The organism is Pikeienuella sp. (genome assembly GCF_046290545.1).
Classification (GTDB): Bacteria; Pseudomonadota; Alphaproteobacteria; order Rhodobacterales; family Rhodobacteraceae; genus Pikeienuella.
Genome location: NZ_JBKAGV010000014.1, coordinates 145,980 through 160,501, shown reverse-complemented (window position 1 = coordinate 160,501; position 14,522 = coordinate 145,980). Strand labels below are relative to the sequence as shown.

The window sequence follows — 14,522 nt, the reverse complement described above, 5'->3', positions numbered from 1 at the left end:
GCCTATATTCCGTGGCTAAGACCCGCCACGAACCGAGCGCACGCCAACCTCACCTCCGTAAAGGCTAATGTCTACTCGCGCAGATCGGTGTGCGGGACTAAGGAATTGCAGCAATCAACCGAAACGTTATACGATACTGTTTCAACCGAATTGACCGGGAGATCGCACAAATTGGCCACGGACCCGAACGGAACAACGCAGTCTGACGATGCGATCGACCCGGTTGAAGAGGAGAACGTCTCAGGCCGAGCGAGCTTCACAGCGAGCCTCCTTACGCAAGGCAGACACCGTTTCTATACGCTTTCAATGCCAAGTGACGTATTGGCGAACACCTGTGTAGTCGAACCTCGAAATGAGGACCCAGAAGAAGGTTTCCAACGCGCTTTAGACGAGAAGCGAGCGCGAGACATCGCTAATTATATCGATGCAGGCATGGGAACAATTCCAACATCAATTGTACTATCAGCCCAGCCTGCGGCAAACTTGCAATACAAAAGGACTAATCGTACATTAAGTTTTGAACTTAACCAACGTGCGTTTTTAATTCTGGACGGGCAGCACAGGGTATTTGGCTTCCGGCTGGCAAAGACATCTCTGAGGGTTCCAGTCGTTATTTATAACGGATTGAATAGAATGGAAGAAGCTCGTCTCTTTATGGATATCAACACGAAACAAAGGCCGGTGCCTAACGAGTTGATACTTGACATTAAGAGACTGGCAGACACAGAATCAGATGCTGAAGCGCTCATGCGTGACGTCTTTGATTTATTCGATAAGAATGCAGATAGTCCTTTGCTCGGTCTGATGTCTGCCTCAGAGCGTCGAAAAGGCAGGATTTCCCGTGTTACCTTTAACGGTGCGATGAAGGCGATCTCAGATTCATTTTCTGGCGCATCTGCAGAACAAATTTATGATGTTCTCAGCGCTTACTTGATTTGCTGTAAATCAGGTCTAAGAGAGTACTCAATGGAGGATCTAATTGTGAATCCTACTATGTTCAAAGCGCTCATGTTAATTTTTCCAACCATTGCGGAACGTGTTAATGATCGGCATCCAAGCAGCTTCACCGTTGCGCATTTTGATGAAATCGTTTCTCCGATGTTTCAAAGAAGCAAGCGGGCAGAGCTGTCGAACCCAGGCAAGAGCCCAAGTCTATTGGTAGACAGCTTCCGAAAAGCCTTACGGTCTGGTTTTACGATTGGTGGGGGCAATGCTGTATAATGTCCGTAGCAGCGGATGCTTTGCAGCCTTTGCTTGTGAAAGAGTTGTTGGTTTTGAGAGGGCGAGCAGCTTTCGGTCACTTTTCAGAGATTATTACGAACGCTCCCGGCGCTGGTTATGATATCGATTTTGACGAAGCGACAAATCAAATACGAATCGACTTTCGAGAGTCGGCTTTTCTCGGAGCAGCCATTGGGAGTGATGCTAGCAGGTTTGCGGGCGCAGCATTTTCGTCGTTCAAAGGGCTCGATGTTCACCTTGATGACGCTAGCAGTTTGGCCTGGGGCCTAGTGCGCGCGTATTATTCGGCATTCTATGCTGGACATGCACTTATCAGATTACTTGGCCGCACATGTACACAAATCGAATCCAGCCACCTAAACAGAATAAAAAATATCGCTAACGCACTGGGAAAACCAGTAAATTCTAGCGTTTCTGCAGGGCTATTCGTTTGTGAATTGAATCCTACGCAAACGGGCTTCGAAATGAGGCAAGCGCGGGGCCGAGTGGGAGGAGCCCATGAGGCATTTTGGGAGGTGTTCGATGGCTTTGTCTCGGAGATTACCGAAGACGTGCTTCGCGGTCGAATAGCACCCGCGGATGCGCGTGCTGTGTTTTTAAAGTTAGATTCATTTCGGAAAATAACAAAACGAGCCTCGGGTGCAAGTTGGTTAAGTACTGTAAGAAATGAAATTCAGTACAGGCATGCTCGCGGCGTTTGGGCGCCTTCAGTGCTAAAACGTAGAGAACGCGGGGTGCTCTCCCGCACTGCGGCGCAATGGAAACGCGATCCAATGACTATGGATATTGATGGCCCTCCGGGAGGAGATATCGGGGCATACGTTATGGCTTGCACTTTCTTGACGGCCCTGTGTCGTGAAGTGTTGCGACGTGTCGCAGACAGATCGTCAGCAGGAGTGAACTCATTTGCTCGCTTTCCTCTTAGACTCTGTGATTGATATCACCTTCTGAATTACTCACCTCAGATGAAGTCTTTTCCACATTTATCGTCGAGTATTTCAGAAATACAGAGCCTAGCGCTGCCCCCAACCTCACTTCGGCACATCCGGCCGGCCTTTCGGGGCACGCATGCATTTTCAAAACGCTATTTCTGATTACCTAATAAATCCAATCACTTAACCCCCCTGCACACTGTGTGCACACACCCTCACGCCCCCACCGCCATGCCGTCCGCCGCCGGGTCCGCCCCGCCGTCGAGCCCCGCCTCCGTCAGCCGGATCGCATGGACGAGGGGCATCATGTGGCTGAACGGGTGGCGCTTCACCGGATAGCCGCGGGCCTTCAGCGCCCGCTCCGTCGAGCGGAGGATGCGGTTGGTCAGTTCGATCGTCTCCGAGGTGGCGGTGAAGCGCGGGGCGCTCACCGCCTCCTGCGCGTCCATCCCGAAATCCACCGCGTTGAGGATCGCCTGGAGGTTCCCCATGGTGATCGTCGTGCCCCCCGGCGCGCCGACGAGGAAGAAGGGCCGCTCCCCCCGGAAGACGATGGTGGGCGAGAGGGCGGAGAACCGCGCCTTCCCCGGCGCCAGCGAGCCCGCCCTGCCCGGCCGCGGGTCGAACACCATCATGCAGTTGTTGTACATGAAGCCGAGCCCCGGCGTGACGACGCCGGAGGAGGAGCCGAGCGAGTGGGTCATGCTCACCGCATTCCCCGCCGCATCGGCCACGCAGATATGCGTCGTCTCCCGGCTCTCATGCCCGCCGCCGAGCCGCGGCACCGCCGCCTTCTCCCCCGCCCTGATCCGCGCCGCCGCCGCATCCGCATAGGAATCCGACAGCAGCTCCTCCTCGGGGATGGTCACGAACCGCGGGTCCCCCATCCGCGCATCCTTCTCCGCCGTCGCGATCTTCATCGCCTCCGCCACGGTCGCGATATAATCGGGCGAGTTGTGCCCCATGGCCCGGAGGTCGAACCGCTCCAGGATGCGGAGCATCAGCGCGACGACGAGCCCGCCGCCCGGCGGCCGGTTCGTCGCCACCCGATGCCCCCGGTATTCGAGCCAGAGCGGGGAGGTTTCCTCCGTCGCGCAGGCGGCGAGGTCCTCCATCGAGAGGAGCCCCCCGTTCGCCGCCATGTCCGCCGCAATCTCCCGCGCGATGGCGCCGGTATAGAAGTCCTCCGCCCCCTCGGCGGCGATCCTTCGCAGCGTCTTCCCCATGTCCGGGTTGCGGAGTATGTCCCCCACCCCGTGGATCGCCCCGTCCGCCTTCGCATAGATCCGCCGCGTCTCCGGATGGTCGACCAGCCCGTGGATGCGCGCGACCCGCCCGTTATCCTCCCCCCGCATCCAGAAGGAATGGACGGCCGGCCGCACCATGAACCCCTCCTCCGCATATGCGATGGCGGGCGCGAGCGCCGCGGCGAGGCTCATCGTCCCGAACCGCCGCAGCGCCTCGTCGAACGCCTTCAGCGTCATCGGCGTCGTCATGGACCGGTAGCCGATCTCGTTGACCCGCCCCTTCAGCACGAAGCCGAACCCGTCATCGCATTCCCGCTCGATCAACGCCTCCCACATCCCCGCCGTAGTCGCCAACGGCGCCCGCCCGTGAAAGTCGATCAGCAGGTGAGGCCCCCCGCTCAGATGCAGGTGCATAGACCCGAACCCCGCGATCCCGCACATCTGCGGGTCCACCACCGTCTGCACGAACGCAGCCGCAATGGCCGCATCCACCACATTCCCTCCCGCCTTCAGAACATCAATCGCCGCCTCCGCCGCTTCCGGCTGCGGGGCGGAGGCCATGAATCGCGTCATCGGAAGGCTCCTTCGCTTGGCCCCAAACCCTAAGCGCGCCCGCTGCGCCGGCGCAAGCCGGCCGGCTCTCGTGCACTTTTGGTGCGATTTCGCACATTATGACGCCACGCTAACGACAGATTCACGATATGCGTGGGGAATCTCACAGCGAGATACCACCATCGCGCGCATGTCTCCTTCCGCGGGCCCCCGCCCGCGCCAAAGCTCCGGGGCTGTCCCGGAGCCAGCCAGGAGACAAGAATGTCAGGCCCCAGCCACGGATTGAGCCGCTACGACATGCTCGTGCGCGCCTGCGACCAGCATCACGCCCTCGCCATCCCCTTCCCGCAGATCTTCGGCCGCCTCGGCCCGCGTAACCCTGTCACCGGAACCGCGCCGGACGGAAAGCCCTTCGACGCGAAGCGGGTGACGGAGGCCTTCATCGCCGCCGTCGACGGGATGCGCGACGAGACGGACCCGGAGGGCGCGGCCGGCGCCGCGCTCACCTTCTTCGGCCAGTTCATCGACCACGACGTGACGCTCGACACGACCAGCGCGATCGGGACGCGGATCGACCCGCGGACGATCCGCAATGTCCGCACGCCGGGGCTAGACCTCGACTGCGTCTATGGCGACGGGCCGGAAGGCTCGCCGCATCTCTACTCGCCGGATCATCACGGCTATCTGCTCTACGGGACAAAGAGCAACCCGCATGACCTTGCCCGCACCTGCAAGGGCGTCGCGCTGATCGGCGACCCGCGGAACGACGAGAACGCCGTCGTCTCCCAGCTCCACGGGCTCTTCGTCGCGCTCCACAACATCCTTATGGACGCGCTGATGAAGGACGAATCCATGGTCGCCGCAGCCTTCGCCGGCGTAAGGGCGCAGGCTGTCGCGGAGGACATGAAGGCGGTGGACCGGCCGTTCGAGGCGGCGCGGCGGATCATGCGGCTGCACTACCACTGGCTCATCCTCAACGAGTTCCTGCCCGCCTTCGTTGACGGCGAGGTTCTGAAGACGGCGCTCCACACGATCCGGAAGGGGCGGCTGCCCGAGCCCTGGACCAAGGACAGCCCGGTCATGCCGGTCGAATTCTCCGGCGCGGCCTTCCGCTTCGGGCACGCGACCATCCGGAGCCGGTTCCGTTTCAATGACGCCCATCCCGATGTCGGCCTCTTCGAGATGGGCGCCTTCGGCGCGCGGGAGGCCTCGCAGAACATCGCCTTCGGCAATCTCCTCGCCTATCCCGGCGGCGGCGCCTTCCAGAAAGCCCGGCCGGTGGGGCGGAAGCTACCGGCGGCGATCTTCTCCTTGCCCTTCGTAAATTCGGGGCTCACAATCGATGGGCATGAGCTCTCGGTCACCGAGGCGAAGAAGCTCCCCGCCCGCAACCTCTTCCGCGACCGGTTCGCGCTGGAGCTGCCTTCGGGCCAGCAGATGGCGCGGGCGATGGGGGCGAAAGAGATCGCCGCACCGAAGGAGCTGACGAAAGCGGGGATCACCAAGACCCCGCTCTGGTACTACTGCCTCCACGAGGCGGAGCATTTCGGCGGAAAGCTCGGCCCGGTCGGCGGCGGTATGGTGGCGACGGTGCTGATCCGGCTCATGGCGCTCGACCATGAATCGCTTCTCTGCTCGGCGGAGGACTTCACGCCCTGGGCCGCGCTCGGCGCGACGGCGAAGGGCGAATGGTCCCTCGGGCGGATGGCGCAGTTCGTGGAGGAGAACCGGGACAAGGTGAGCGTCGCCGCCGCGCTCCGCTGCCCGGACTGAGACGCGCGGGGCGGCGGGGCTCAGGCGCTCCGCCGCCCTTTCGCCCGCCCGTCATGGGCGACGACGCGGGCGAGTTCCTCCTGCAACGCGCCGATATCGAGCGGTTTTGAGGCGTAGCCGTCCATCCCCGCCGCCACATAGCGCGCGCGATCCCCACTCATCGCGTCGGCGGTGAGGGCGATGACAGGAATGCCCGACCAGGGCGCCGGCGACTCCCGGATTCTGCGCAGCGTCTCCGGCCCGTCCATCTCCGGCATGTGGATGTCGAGCAGCACGACGTCGAACGGCCGGATCGACAGCGACCGGAGCGCAGCCGCCCCGCTCTCGACGGCCGTCACGGCGTGGCCCTCGGCGGAAAGGAGAAGGCGGGCGACGAGCAGGTTGGTCGCAGTATCGTCCACCACGAGAATGGAAAGCGGCGGCGGCGGCTCCGACGGCCCCTTGTGGGGCAGACGCTGCTGCGCCGGCGGCGCGCGGAAGCTGAGCGTGAAGCAGGCCCCGGCCCCCTTCTCGCTTTCGAGCGTCACGTCTCCGCCCATCAGCCGCGCGAGGTTGCGGGAGATCGCGAGGCCGAGCCCCGCGCCCCGCCGCCGCTGCCGCATGTCGCCCACCTGTTCGAAGGGTTGGAAGAGCTGCGCCTGCTCTTCCGGCGAAAGACCCGGCCCGCTGTCGCGCACCGCGATCGAGACGAGGGAGCCCCCTTCCACTGTCTCCGGGACAGAGACCGAAACCGAAACCAAGCCTTCAGGCGTGAACTTGATGGCGTTAGAAAGGAGATTCCCGAGGCATTGGCGCAGTCGCGGCCCATCTGTCTCCACCCAGGCCGGCACGTCCGGCGACATGGAAAGGCGCAGCGAAACGCCCTTTTCCGAAGCCTGCGGCCGCCAGAGCGCGACGACGCCTTCAAGCAAGGCATGGAGATCAGTCGGCTCGGGCGCGATCACGAGCCGGCCCGCCTCGACCTTCGAGATGTCGAGAATATCGGTGAGGAGGCGGGAGAGGGACTGCGCGGCCTCGCCGAGAACGGCGACATGCGCGCGCTCGGCCTCGCTCCCGACGCTGCGGCGAAGCATTTCCGCCATGCCGATGATGGCGTTGAGCGGCGTGCGGATTTCGTGGCTCGTCGTGGCGAGGAACGTGGATTTCATGCGGTTCGCCCGCGCCGCCTCCTCCGCCGCCTCCGCCAGTTCATACTTCGTTCGCGCCAGCGCCCGCGCCGTGCGGATACTGTAGAGCATCACCGGATAGGCGATCGCCGCGGCGACGATAACGGCGATGAAGACGTGCGAGTAATGATCGTTCGTGATCGGATAGCCGCGAAGGGCGGTCATTGCGACATTGCCGATTTCCACGATGAGGCTGACGAAGACGACCGCGACGACGACGATGAGACCTGAGCTGCGCGCCGCCGCGGCGCGCACTGGCAAGTGCTTCGTCCGCGCCGCGAACCGGTCGAAATAGGTATTGAGCCAGTGCAGCACGCGATCCTCGCCTTTCGGGGCGGCGCAGATGCTACATCGCTGGTGCAGCGGTCGCGTTAACGCATCGCACGCGAGGATGCAGGCCGTGCGCTCTTGCACGTCTGTACGGCGCGGCCGATTGTCGCCCTGAACACAGTGGCAGGAGGAGCGGCAGATGACGGCGGAGCGGTTCAAGGTAGGCGTGACGAAGGATCTTCTGACCGCGTCCGGGGAGCCCTGCTTCAACCCGGCGGCCTTCGACGAACTCAAGGCGAACCCGGCGATCGAATGGGAATGGCTGGCGCCCTGCGAGGCGATCACGGCGGACCATGCCGCCGCCTTTGACGCGCTTCATGTGAACCTGCCGCGCGTCGGCGCCGATGTCGTCTCGCGCTCCGATCTCCGGCTGAAGATCGTCGCACGGAACGGCGTCGGATACGACAGTGTGGACGTCGCCGCGCTGGCGGCGAAAGGCGTGTTGACGACGAACACGCCCTTCGCGATCCGCCGGCCCGTGGCGGTGGCGGCGCTGACGCTCGTCTTTGCGCTCACCTCCCGCCTCTTCACGAAGGACCGGCTGGTGCGGGAGGGGCGTTGGAACGACCGGGTGGAGCATATGGGCGTAGGCCTGACCGGGCGAACGCTCGGGATCGTCGGCGCCGGCGGCATCGGATCGGAGCTCATCCGTCTCGCCGCGCCCTTCTTCGGGCGCGTCCTCGCCGCCGACCCTCACGTGGCGGAGGCGCAGATCGCCGCGCTCGGCGCGAGGAAGGCCCCTTTGGAGACGGTGCTCGCCGAGGCGGACGCCGTGGTCGTCTGCTGTCTCCTGGCGCCGGAGACGCGCCATCTGATCGGGCGCGAGGCGTTTCGCGCCATGAAGCGGACGGCCTTCTTCGTCAATGTCGGGCGCGGCCCGATCCATGACGAGGCGGCGCTGGCGGAGGCGCTGGCGGCGGGGGAGATCGCGGGGGCGGGGCTCGACGTGACAGAAGTGGAGCCGATCCAGCCCGATTCGCCCCTCCTCCGGATGGAGAACGTGATCGTGACGCCGCATGCGCTCTGCTGGACGGATGAATGTTTCGAGGAGATCGCGAGGACGGCGCTGCGCTCGATCGCCGATCTCAGCCTGGGCCGACGCCCGGCTCACGTCGTCGGCGGTTGAAAACAAAACCGGCCCGCGCGCGAGCGCAGGGCCGGTCTCAGGACGGCTCGCTCTTTCGGGGGATCAGATCACTTGATCTTGCCTTCCTTGTATTCGACATGCTTGCGCACGACCGGGTCGTACTTCTGGACGGACATCTTCTCCGTCATCGTGCGCGAGTTCTTCTTGGTCACGTAGAAATGGCCGGTCCCCGCGGTGGAGTTCAGCCGGATCTTCACAGTCGTCGGTTTCGCCATCTCGTCTCTCCTGCCCCGCGCAAGCGCGCCCGCCGGAGCGGGTGAATTCGGAGCGCTCTATCTACCCGCCCGCGCCGGTGAGTCAAGCCGGCCTTCGCCGTCAGTCGCCGTCAGGCGCATCAAGCGCCTGAAGGGCGGCGCGGGCGATTTTCGCCGCCGGGCCGTCCGGCGCTGCGGCGATGGCGGCGAGGAAGGCGGCGCGGGCCGTCTCCTCCTGCCCCAGTCCGGCGGCGGCGAGGCCGCGCTCGAGCGCGGCTGGCGCGCTCACGGGGTCAGCGGCGAGGGCCGCATCCGCATCGACGAGGGCGCCGGCTGGGTCGCCGAGCCGCCGCCGCGCCGCGGCACGGAGCGTCAGCGCCTCCGCATTCCCTGGCGCGAGACGCAGCGCCGAGTCGAGCGCCTCCCGCGCGCCGCGATCGTCTCCTCCGGCCGCCCGGAGCGCGGCCCGTTCGATCAGCAGCGAGGCCGCCGCGGCGCCAGGGGCGACCGCGAGACCGGAGGCCAGCGCGGACTCCGCCGCCGCCGCCTCTCCAGCGTCCCGGCGCAGGGTCGCCGCCTGCAACCAGACTGCCGCCTGCTCCTCGGGCGAAAGCGCCGGCGCGACGGCGAGGGCCTCCAGCCGCTCCGCCGCGAGCCGGGGGGAGCCGGTGGCCGCGAGCGCCAGCGCCTCGCAATGGAGGGCGCCGAGGGCGGCGGTCTCCTCGCGCCAGATCCGCGCTTCGCGCACGGCCTTCGGCGCGTCGCGCTCCACCCGCGCGACGCACGATTCGTAGTCCTCCACGGCGTAGGCGGCGCCGGCGAGGAACAGCAAGGGCAGGAGAGCGAGGGCTCGCATCGGGGCTCCGCATCGGGTTAAGGAGCGCAGCATAGAGCCAATGGAAGGCGGACCCAATGCCCACGCTCCTTTGCGCCGGTTTCGGCTATTCCGCGCGCGCGCTCGCCGCGCTTCTTATCCCGGAGGGATGGCGCGTGATCGGCACGCATCGCGCTCCCGAGGGGGCCGGCGCCGTCTCCTCGGCGGGAGCGGAGCCGGCCCTGTGGCCGCCGGCGCCGGATATCTTACGCTCGGCGACGCATCTCCTCGTCTCCGCCGCGCCGGACGAGGCGGGTGATCCGACGCTCCGCGCCCTCGGCCCGCATCTCTCCGCGCCGCCGCTCGAATGGGTCGGCTATCTCTCCACCACCGGCGTCTATGGCGACCGGGCGGGCGGCTGGGTGGATGATCGGACGGAGCCCGCGCCGACGACGAAGCGGGGGGAGATGCGCGTCGCCGCGGAGGCGGAATGGCGGGCGACGGGCCTCCCGCTGATGATCTTCCGCCTCGCCGGCATCTACGGGCCCGGCCGCGGCCCGTTCGAGAAGGTGAGGGACGGGACGGCGCGGCGCATCATCAAGCCCGGCCAGGTCTTCAGCCGCATCCACCGGGACGACATAGCCGCCGCGCTCCGCGCCTCTATCGCGCGGCCCGATCCCGGCGCGGTCTACAATCTCTGCGACGACGATCCTGCGCCGCCTGAGGACGTGATCGCCCACGCCGCCGATCTCCTCGGCCTGCCGCTCCCTCCCGCGGTGGACTACGAGACGGCGGAACTGAGCCCGATGGCGCGAAGCTTCTATTCCGAATCGAAGCGCGTCTCGAACGCGCGCACCAAGGAGCGCCTTGGCCTCACGCTCCGCCACCCGACCTATCGGGAGGGGCTGGCCGCCATCCTCGAAGAGGAGGGCGGCGCGCCTGCTCAGTGATTGTGCCGCGGCACGTCCTTCCGCACCCGCTGATACTTGATCGCGAGGTCAATGCAGCCGCCCTGCGCCAGCTGGGTCACATGGTTCCGCGCCATTTCCTGCCACGGGGTCTGGCTGGCGGGATAGGACGTCGGGCCGGCCTTCTTCCGCTCCTCCCATTCGGCTTCGTCCACCAGCGCGTCCACCCGGCCGGTGTTGAGGTCGATCCGCACCATGTCACCGGTCTTCAGGTAGGCGAGCCCGCCGCCTGCGGCCGACTCCGGCGAGGCGTTGAGGATGGAGGGGCTGTCCGCCGTGCCGCTCTGGCGCCCGTCGCCGATGGTGGGAAGCGAGGTGATCCCCCGCTTCAGCAGCGCGTCCGGCGGCTGCATGTTCACCACCTCCGCCGAGCCCGGCCAGCCGATCGGGCCGGCGCCGCGGACGACGAGCACGCAATGCTCGTCGATGTTGAGCGAGGGGTCGTTGATCCGGTCGTGATAATCCTCCGAACCCTCGAAGACGATGGCCCGCGCCTCGAAGGCGTTCTCGTCTTCGGGGGTGGAGAGGTAGCGGTCCCTGAATTCCTTCGAGATCACGGAGGTCTTCATGATCGCGGTGTCGAAGAGATTGCCCGTCATCACGACGAAGCCGGCATGCTCCACCATCGGATCGGCGTAGGGCCGGATCATTTCCCGGTCCTTCGACTCGCGGCCGTCGAGATTCTCGGCCATCTTCCGGCCCGTGACCGTGATCGCCTCTTGGAGCCGCCCGGCCTCGCGCAGCTCCCACATGATCGCGGGCACGCCTCCGGCGCGGAAGAAGCGCTCGCCGAGATACTTGCCCGCCGGCTGCATGTTGAGCAGGAGCGGGATGTCATGCCCGTGAATTTGCCAGTCCCCCGGCTTCAGCTCGACGCCCATATGGTTGGCGATGGCGTGGAGATGCGGCTGGGCGTTGGTGGAGCCGCCGATGGCGCTGTTGACGGCGATGGCGTTGAGGAACGCCTCGCGCGTCATGATGTCGGAGGGCTTGAGGTCCTCATAGGCCATCTCGACGATGCGCTTGCCGGTGACATAGGCCATGCCCATCCGCTCCCGATAAGGCGCTGGAATCGCGGAGCAGCCGGTGAGCGACATGCCGAGCGCCTCGGCCATCGCGTTCATCGTGCTCGCCGTGCCCATCGTGTTGCAATGGCCGAGCGAGGGGGCGGAGCCGGCGGCGCCGACGAGAAACTCCTCCTCCGTGATCTTCCCCGCCCCGAGCTCGCGCCGCATCTTCCAGATTGCGGTGCCGGAGCCGACGAGGTCATCCCCCTCCATCCAGCCGTTCAGCATCGGCCCGCCCGAAAGGACGATGGCGGGGATGTCCACCGTCGCCGCCGCCATGAGAAGCGCGGGCGTGGTCTTGTCGCAGCCGGTGGTCAGCACCACGGCGTCGATCGGATAACCGTGCAGAAGCTCCACAAGGCCGAGATAGGCGAGGTTCCGGTCGAGCGCGGCGGTCGGCCGCTTGCCCGTCTCCTGGATCGGGTGGACGGGGAATTCCATCGGGATGCCGCCCGCCTCCCTGATCCCGTCGCGGAGGCGGGGGGAAAGGTGCTGGTGGATCTTGTTGCAGGGGGAGAGATCCGACCCCGTCTGCGCGATTCCGATCACCGGCTTGCCGGAGCGAAGCTCCTCATAGGTGAAGGCGTTGTTGCAGTAGCGCTCGATATAGAGGGCGACCATGTCCGTGCGGTGGCGGCTGTCGAACCATTCGCTGGAACGGAAACGTTTCTTCTCGGTCATCGGCATTCCTCCGGGGCGCTCTGGCGGCGTATCGCCGGAGGCTATGCGCGGGCGGGGCGGGCCGCAAGCGGGCTCAGAAGGGAATCGCCGCTCCGTCATGGGCGTAAAAACCGCCCGTCGCCTCCGGTCCGAGTCCCTCCAGCACTGAGAGGAGCCTCGCAGCGCTCTCCTCCGGCGTGAACAGACCCTTCGGCGCCGAGGCCTGAAACGGCTTCGAGAGCGCCGTGGCCACTGTTCCCGGATGAAGCGCGACGGCAAGCGCCTCACGGTTCCGCCGCGAGAGCTCGATGGCGAAGCCGCGGATCAGCATGTTGAGCGCGGCCTTTGAGGCGCGATAGCCGTGCCACCCGCCGAGCCTGTTGTCCTCGATCGAACCAACCCGGGCGGAGAGCGCGGCGAAGACGGCGCGGCCCTTCCGCGGCAGGCGCGGCAGCATGTGCTTCGCGATCAGCGCGGGGCCGATGGCGTTTAGCGCGAAGGAAGCGGCCAAGGCCTCCGGCGCGATGGCGGCGAAGGATTTTTCGGGCGCGATCCCCGGCGCATGCAGCATCCCCGTCGCGACGAAGACGAAATCGACCTCCCCCGCCCGCTCCGCGGCGGCGGCGATGGAGACCTCGTCAGTCAGGTCGAAGGGGAGATGGCCGGAGCGGGCGAAGCGCAGCACCTCGGCGCCCCGCGCCTCTACGGCGCCGGCGATGGCGGCTCCGACGCCGCCGGAGGCGCCGAAGATCGCGGCGCGGCGAATGGGGGGAGTGTTCATTCCCGTCGAGCTAGCATCGCAAAGGCGCGCGGAAAGCGCGCCCGGCGCCGCTTTTTGGCAGGCGCTTGCCCCCCGGCGGCGCGAGCCTACCGGCAAAGGGAGCGCGCGATGGGCGAGAGACGGGGAGGAAGAAACCGGCGCGAGGACGCGGCGCCCGCTCGGACGGCGCCGCGGCGCGGCTTGCGGAACCCCTTCGCGCCACAGTCCTTTCTCTCGGCCGACGAGATCGAGGGGATCCACCGCGCGGCGCTGCGCATCCTTGCGGAACACGGGATCGACATCCTTTCCGCCGAGGCCCGCGCGCTCCTTCGCGCGGCCGGTGCGGCGACAGGGCCGGACGGGCTGACCCGGATCGGGCCGGAGATTGTGGAGGCGGCGCTCGCCTCGGCGCCGGCCGGCTTCACGATCCGGGCCGGGGAGCCGGCGCACGATCTCGACCTTTCGCCCGGCGCGCTGAACTTCGGCCCCGGAGCCGGTTGCCCCAACGCGACCGACAGAAGACGCGGCCGTCGGGCCGGCAGCCTGCGGGATTTCGAGGAGCTGACGCGCCTCGCCGCGGGGCTCGACGCGATCCATATCCAGGCGCCGATGACGGAGCCGCAGGACACGCCTCCTCAGATCAGGCACTACGCCATGACGCGCGCGCAGCTTTCGCTCTCTCCCAAGGCGCCTTTTGTCTATGCCCGCGGGCGGCGGCAGGTCGAGGAGTGCTTCGAAATGCTCGCGCTCGTCCGCAGGCTCGACTCGGAGGGCTTCGCCTCCGCCCCGCACTGCTACACGGTTGTGAACACGAACTCCCCGCGCCGGATCGACAGCGCGATGGCGGAGGGGATCATCGACCATGCACGGGCGGGGCAGGCGGTGATCGTGACCCCCTTCTGCCTTCTGGGCGCGATGGCCCCGGTGACGGTGGCCGGCGCGCTGACGCTCCAGCACGCGGAAGCGCTGGCGGGGATCGTATTGGCGCAGCTTGCGCGGCCGGGCGCGCCGGTCGTCTACGGCGCCTTCGCGACGAATGTGGACATGCGCTCCGGCGCGCCGGCCTTCGGTACGCCAGAGCATGTGAAGGCGGCGCTGATCTCGGGGCAGCTCGCCCGGCGGGCGGGTCTGCCCTGGCGAGGCTCGGCGGGGACCGCCTCCAATGCTCCGGATGCGCAGGGCGCAGCGGAGACCTCAGCCTCGCTCTGGGCAGCCGTGCTGGGCGGCGCCGCGATTGTCATCCATGCCGCAGGCTGGCTGGAGGGCGGGCTGACGCATTCTTACGAAAAGCTGATCCTCGACGCCGAGATGCTGGAGGGCTTTGCCGAATTGTGCGCGCCGGTCGTGGCGGATGAGGCTTCGCTGGCGCTCGACGCTATCGGCGAGACGCCTCCTGGCGGGCATTTCTTCGCGGCGACGCACACGATGGACCGCTATCGCACCGCCTTTCACGAGCCGCTTGTCGCGACGACTGCGAATTTCGGCCAGTGGGACGAGGCAGGCGCAGCTGAGGCGGCGGAGCGGGCGACAATTGTCTGGGAGGCGCGGCTGGCCGCCTTCACGCCGGTCGGCGCGCCGGCCGAGAGACTCGCCGCGCTCGACGAGTGGATCGCGAAGCGGGCGGAGGCGGGCGGCGCGCCGCCGGGAGACTGACCAGTTGACGCCCTCGC

Annotated in this window: 12 protein-coding genes; 6 read left to right on the top strand and 6 right to left on the bottom strand. The window is 66.2% G+C overall.

Features of this window, described 5'->3' with window-relative positions:
- Nucleotides 1–171: 171 nt before the first annotated feature.
- A complete protein-coding gene (locus tag ACE37J_RS12480) occupies nucleotides 172–1,221 on the top strand; it encodes a DGQHR domain-containing protein (protein WP_409711583.1) in 1,050 nt (349 codons plus the stop codon).
- Nucleotides 1,221–2,180 carry a hypothetical protein gene (locus ACE37J_RS12475; RefSeq protein WP_409711582.1) on the top strand — a complete coding sequence of 320 codons (960 nt, stop codon included), beginning with the start codon at nucleotides 1,221–1,223 and terminating at the stop codon, nucleotides 2,178–2,180. The genes ACE37J_RS12480 and ACE37J_RS12475 overlap by 1 nt, the downstream gene beginning before the upstream one ends.
- Before the next feature lie 209 nt (nucleotides 2,181–2,389).
- Here the strand turns inward: ACE37J_RS12475 and ACE37J_RS12470 are convergent, their stop codons facing one another.
- Nucleotides 2,390–3,994 (bottom strand): gamma-glutamyltransferase family protein, encoded by a 1,605-nt coding sequence (locus tag ACE37J_RS12470; RefSeq protein ID WP_409711581.1) that lies wholly within the window; start codon nucleotides 3,992–3,994, stop codon nucleotides 2,390–2,392.
- A gap of 240 nt (nucleotides 3,995–4,234) precedes the next feature.
- On the opposite strand from ACE37J_RS12470, the gene ACE37J_RS12465 reads away from it, so the two are divergent.
- On the top strand, nucleotides 4,235–5,746 hold the full coding sequence (locus ACE37J_RS12465) for a peroxidase family protein (RefSeq protein ID WP_409711580.1): 1,512 nt from the start codon (nucleotides 4,235–4,237) through the stop codon (nucleotides 5,744–5,746).
- 20 nt (nucleotides 5,747–5,766) lie between these two features.
- Here the strand turns inward: ACE37J_RS12465 and ACE37J_RS12460 are convergent, their stop codons facing one another.
- On the bottom strand, nucleotides 5,767–7,227 hold the full coding sequence (locus ACE37J_RS12460; RefSeq protein WP_409711579.1) for an ATP-binding protein: 1,461 nt from the start codon (nucleotides 7,225–7,227) through the stop codon (nucleotides 5,767–5,769).
- A 154-nt stretch (nucleotides 7,228–7,381) separates the two neighbouring features.
- On the opposite strand from ACE37J_RS12460, the gene ACE37J_RS12455 reads away from it, so the two are divergent.
- A complete protein-coding gene (locus tag ACE37J_RS12455; protein ID WP_409711578.1) occupies nucleotides 7,382–8,368 on the top strand; it encodes a 2-hydroxyacid dehydrogenase in 987 nt (328 codons plus the stop codon).
- A gap of 68 nt (nucleotides 8,369–8,436) precedes the next feature.
- Here the strand turns inward: ACE37J_RS12455 and rpmG are convergent, their stop codons facing one another.
- Nucleotides 8,437–8,604: a 50S ribosomal protein L33 gene (gene rpmG / locus ACE37J_RS12450; protein ID WP_409711577.1), complete on the bottom strand. Its 168-nt coding sequence runs from the start codon at nucleotides 8,602–8,604 to the stop codon at nucleotides 8,437–8,439.
- A gap of 100 nt (nucleotides 8,605–8,704) precedes the next feature.
- On the bottom strand, nucleotides 8,705–9,439 hold the full coding sequence (locus ACE37J_RS12445; protein ID WP_409711576.1) for a hypothetical protein: 735 nt from the start codon (nucleotides 9,437–9,439) through the stop codon (nucleotides 8,705–8,707).
- A 56-nt stretch (nucleotides 9,440–9,495) separates the two neighbouring features.
- Here ACE37J_RS12445 and ACE37J_RS12440 point away from each other — a divergent pair, with 56 nt between their 5' ends.
- Nucleotides 9,496–10,347 carry an SDR family oxidoreductase gene (locus ACE37J_RS12440; protein ID WP_409711575.1) on the top strand — a complete coding sequence of 284 codons (852 nt, stop codon included), beginning with the start codon at nucleotides 9,496–9,498 and terminating at the stop codon, nucleotides 10,345–10,347.
- Here the strand turns inward: ACE37J_RS12440 and ACE37J_RS12435 are convergent.
- Together ACE37J_RS12435 and ACE37J_RS12430 are read right to left on the bottom strand one after the other, a co-directional pair.
- A complete protein-coding gene (locus ACE37J_RS12435; protein WP_409711574.1) occupies nucleotides 10,341–12,119 on the bottom strand; it encodes an IlvD/Edd family dehydratase in 1,779 nt (592 codons plus the stop codon). The two genes, ACE37J_RS12440 and ACE37J_RS12435, sit on opposite strands and share 7 nt — an antisense overlap.
- A gap of 67 nt (nucleotides 12,120–12,186) precedes the next feature.
- A complete protein-coding gene (locus ACE37J_RS12430; protein ID WP_409711573.1) occupies nucleotides 12,187–12,873 on the bottom strand; it encodes an SDR family NAD(P)-dependent oxidoreductase in 687 nt (228 codons plus the stop codon).
- Nucleotides 12,874–12,981: 108 nt separating this feature from the next.
- Here ACE37J_RS12430 and ACE37J_RS12425 point away from each other — a divergent pair, with 108 nt between their 5' ends.
- Nucleotides 12,982–14,505 carry a trimethylamine methyltransferase family protein gene (locus ACE37J_RS12425; RefSeq protein ID WP_409711572.1) on the top strand — a complete coding sequence of 508 codons (1,524 nt, stop codon included), beginning with the start codon at nucleotides 12,982–12,984 and terminating at the stop codon, nucleotides 14,503–14,505.
- Nucleotides 14,506–14,522 lie beyond the last annotated feature (17 nt).

Excerpts from the sequence above, each read along its gene's own strand:
- ACE37J_RS12475 (WP_409711582.1), top strand. The coding sequence starts at position 1,221 with ATGTCCGTAGCAGCGGATGCTTTGCAGCCTTTGCTTGTGAAAGAGTTG.
- ACE37J_RS12470 (WP_409711581.1), bottom strand. The coding sequence starts at position 3,994 with ATGACGCGATTCATGGCCTCCGCCCCGCAGCCGGAAGCGGCGGAGGCG.
- ACE37J_RS12465 (WP_409711580.1), top strand. The coding sequence starts at position 4,235 with ATGTCAGGCCCCAGCCACGGATTGAGCCGCTACGACATGCTCGTGCGC.
- ACE37J_RS12455 (WP_409711578.1), top strand. The coding sequence starts at position 7,382 with ATGACGGCGGAGCGGTTCAAGGTAGGCGTGACGAAGGATCTTCTGACC.
- rpmG (WP_409711577.1), bottom strand. The coding sequence starts at position 8,604 with ATGGCGAAACCGACGACTGTGAAGATCCGGCTGAACTCCACCGCGGGG.
- ACE37J_RS12445 (WP_409711576.1), bottom strand. The coding sequence starts at position 9,439 with ATGCGAGCCCTCGCTCTCCTGCCCTTGCTGTTCCTCGCCGGCGCCGCC.
- ACE37J_RS12440 (WP_409711575.1), top strand. The coding sequence starts at position 9,496 with ATGCCCACGCTCCTTTGCGCCGGTTTCGGCTATTCCGCGCGCGCGCTC.
- ACE37J_RS12435 (WP_409711574.1), bottom strand. The coding sequence starts at position 12,119 with ATGCCGATGACCGAGAAGAAACGTTTCCGTTCCAGCGAATGGTTCGAC.
- ACE37J_RS12430 (WP_409711573.1), bottom strand. The coding sequence starts at position 12,873 with ATGAACACTCCCCCCATTCGCCGCGCCGCGATCTTCGGCGCCTCCGGC.
- ACE37J_RS12425 (WP_409711572.1), top strand. The coding sequence starts at position 12,982 with ATGGGCGAGAGACGGGGAGGAAGAAACCGGCGCGAGGACGCGGCGCCC.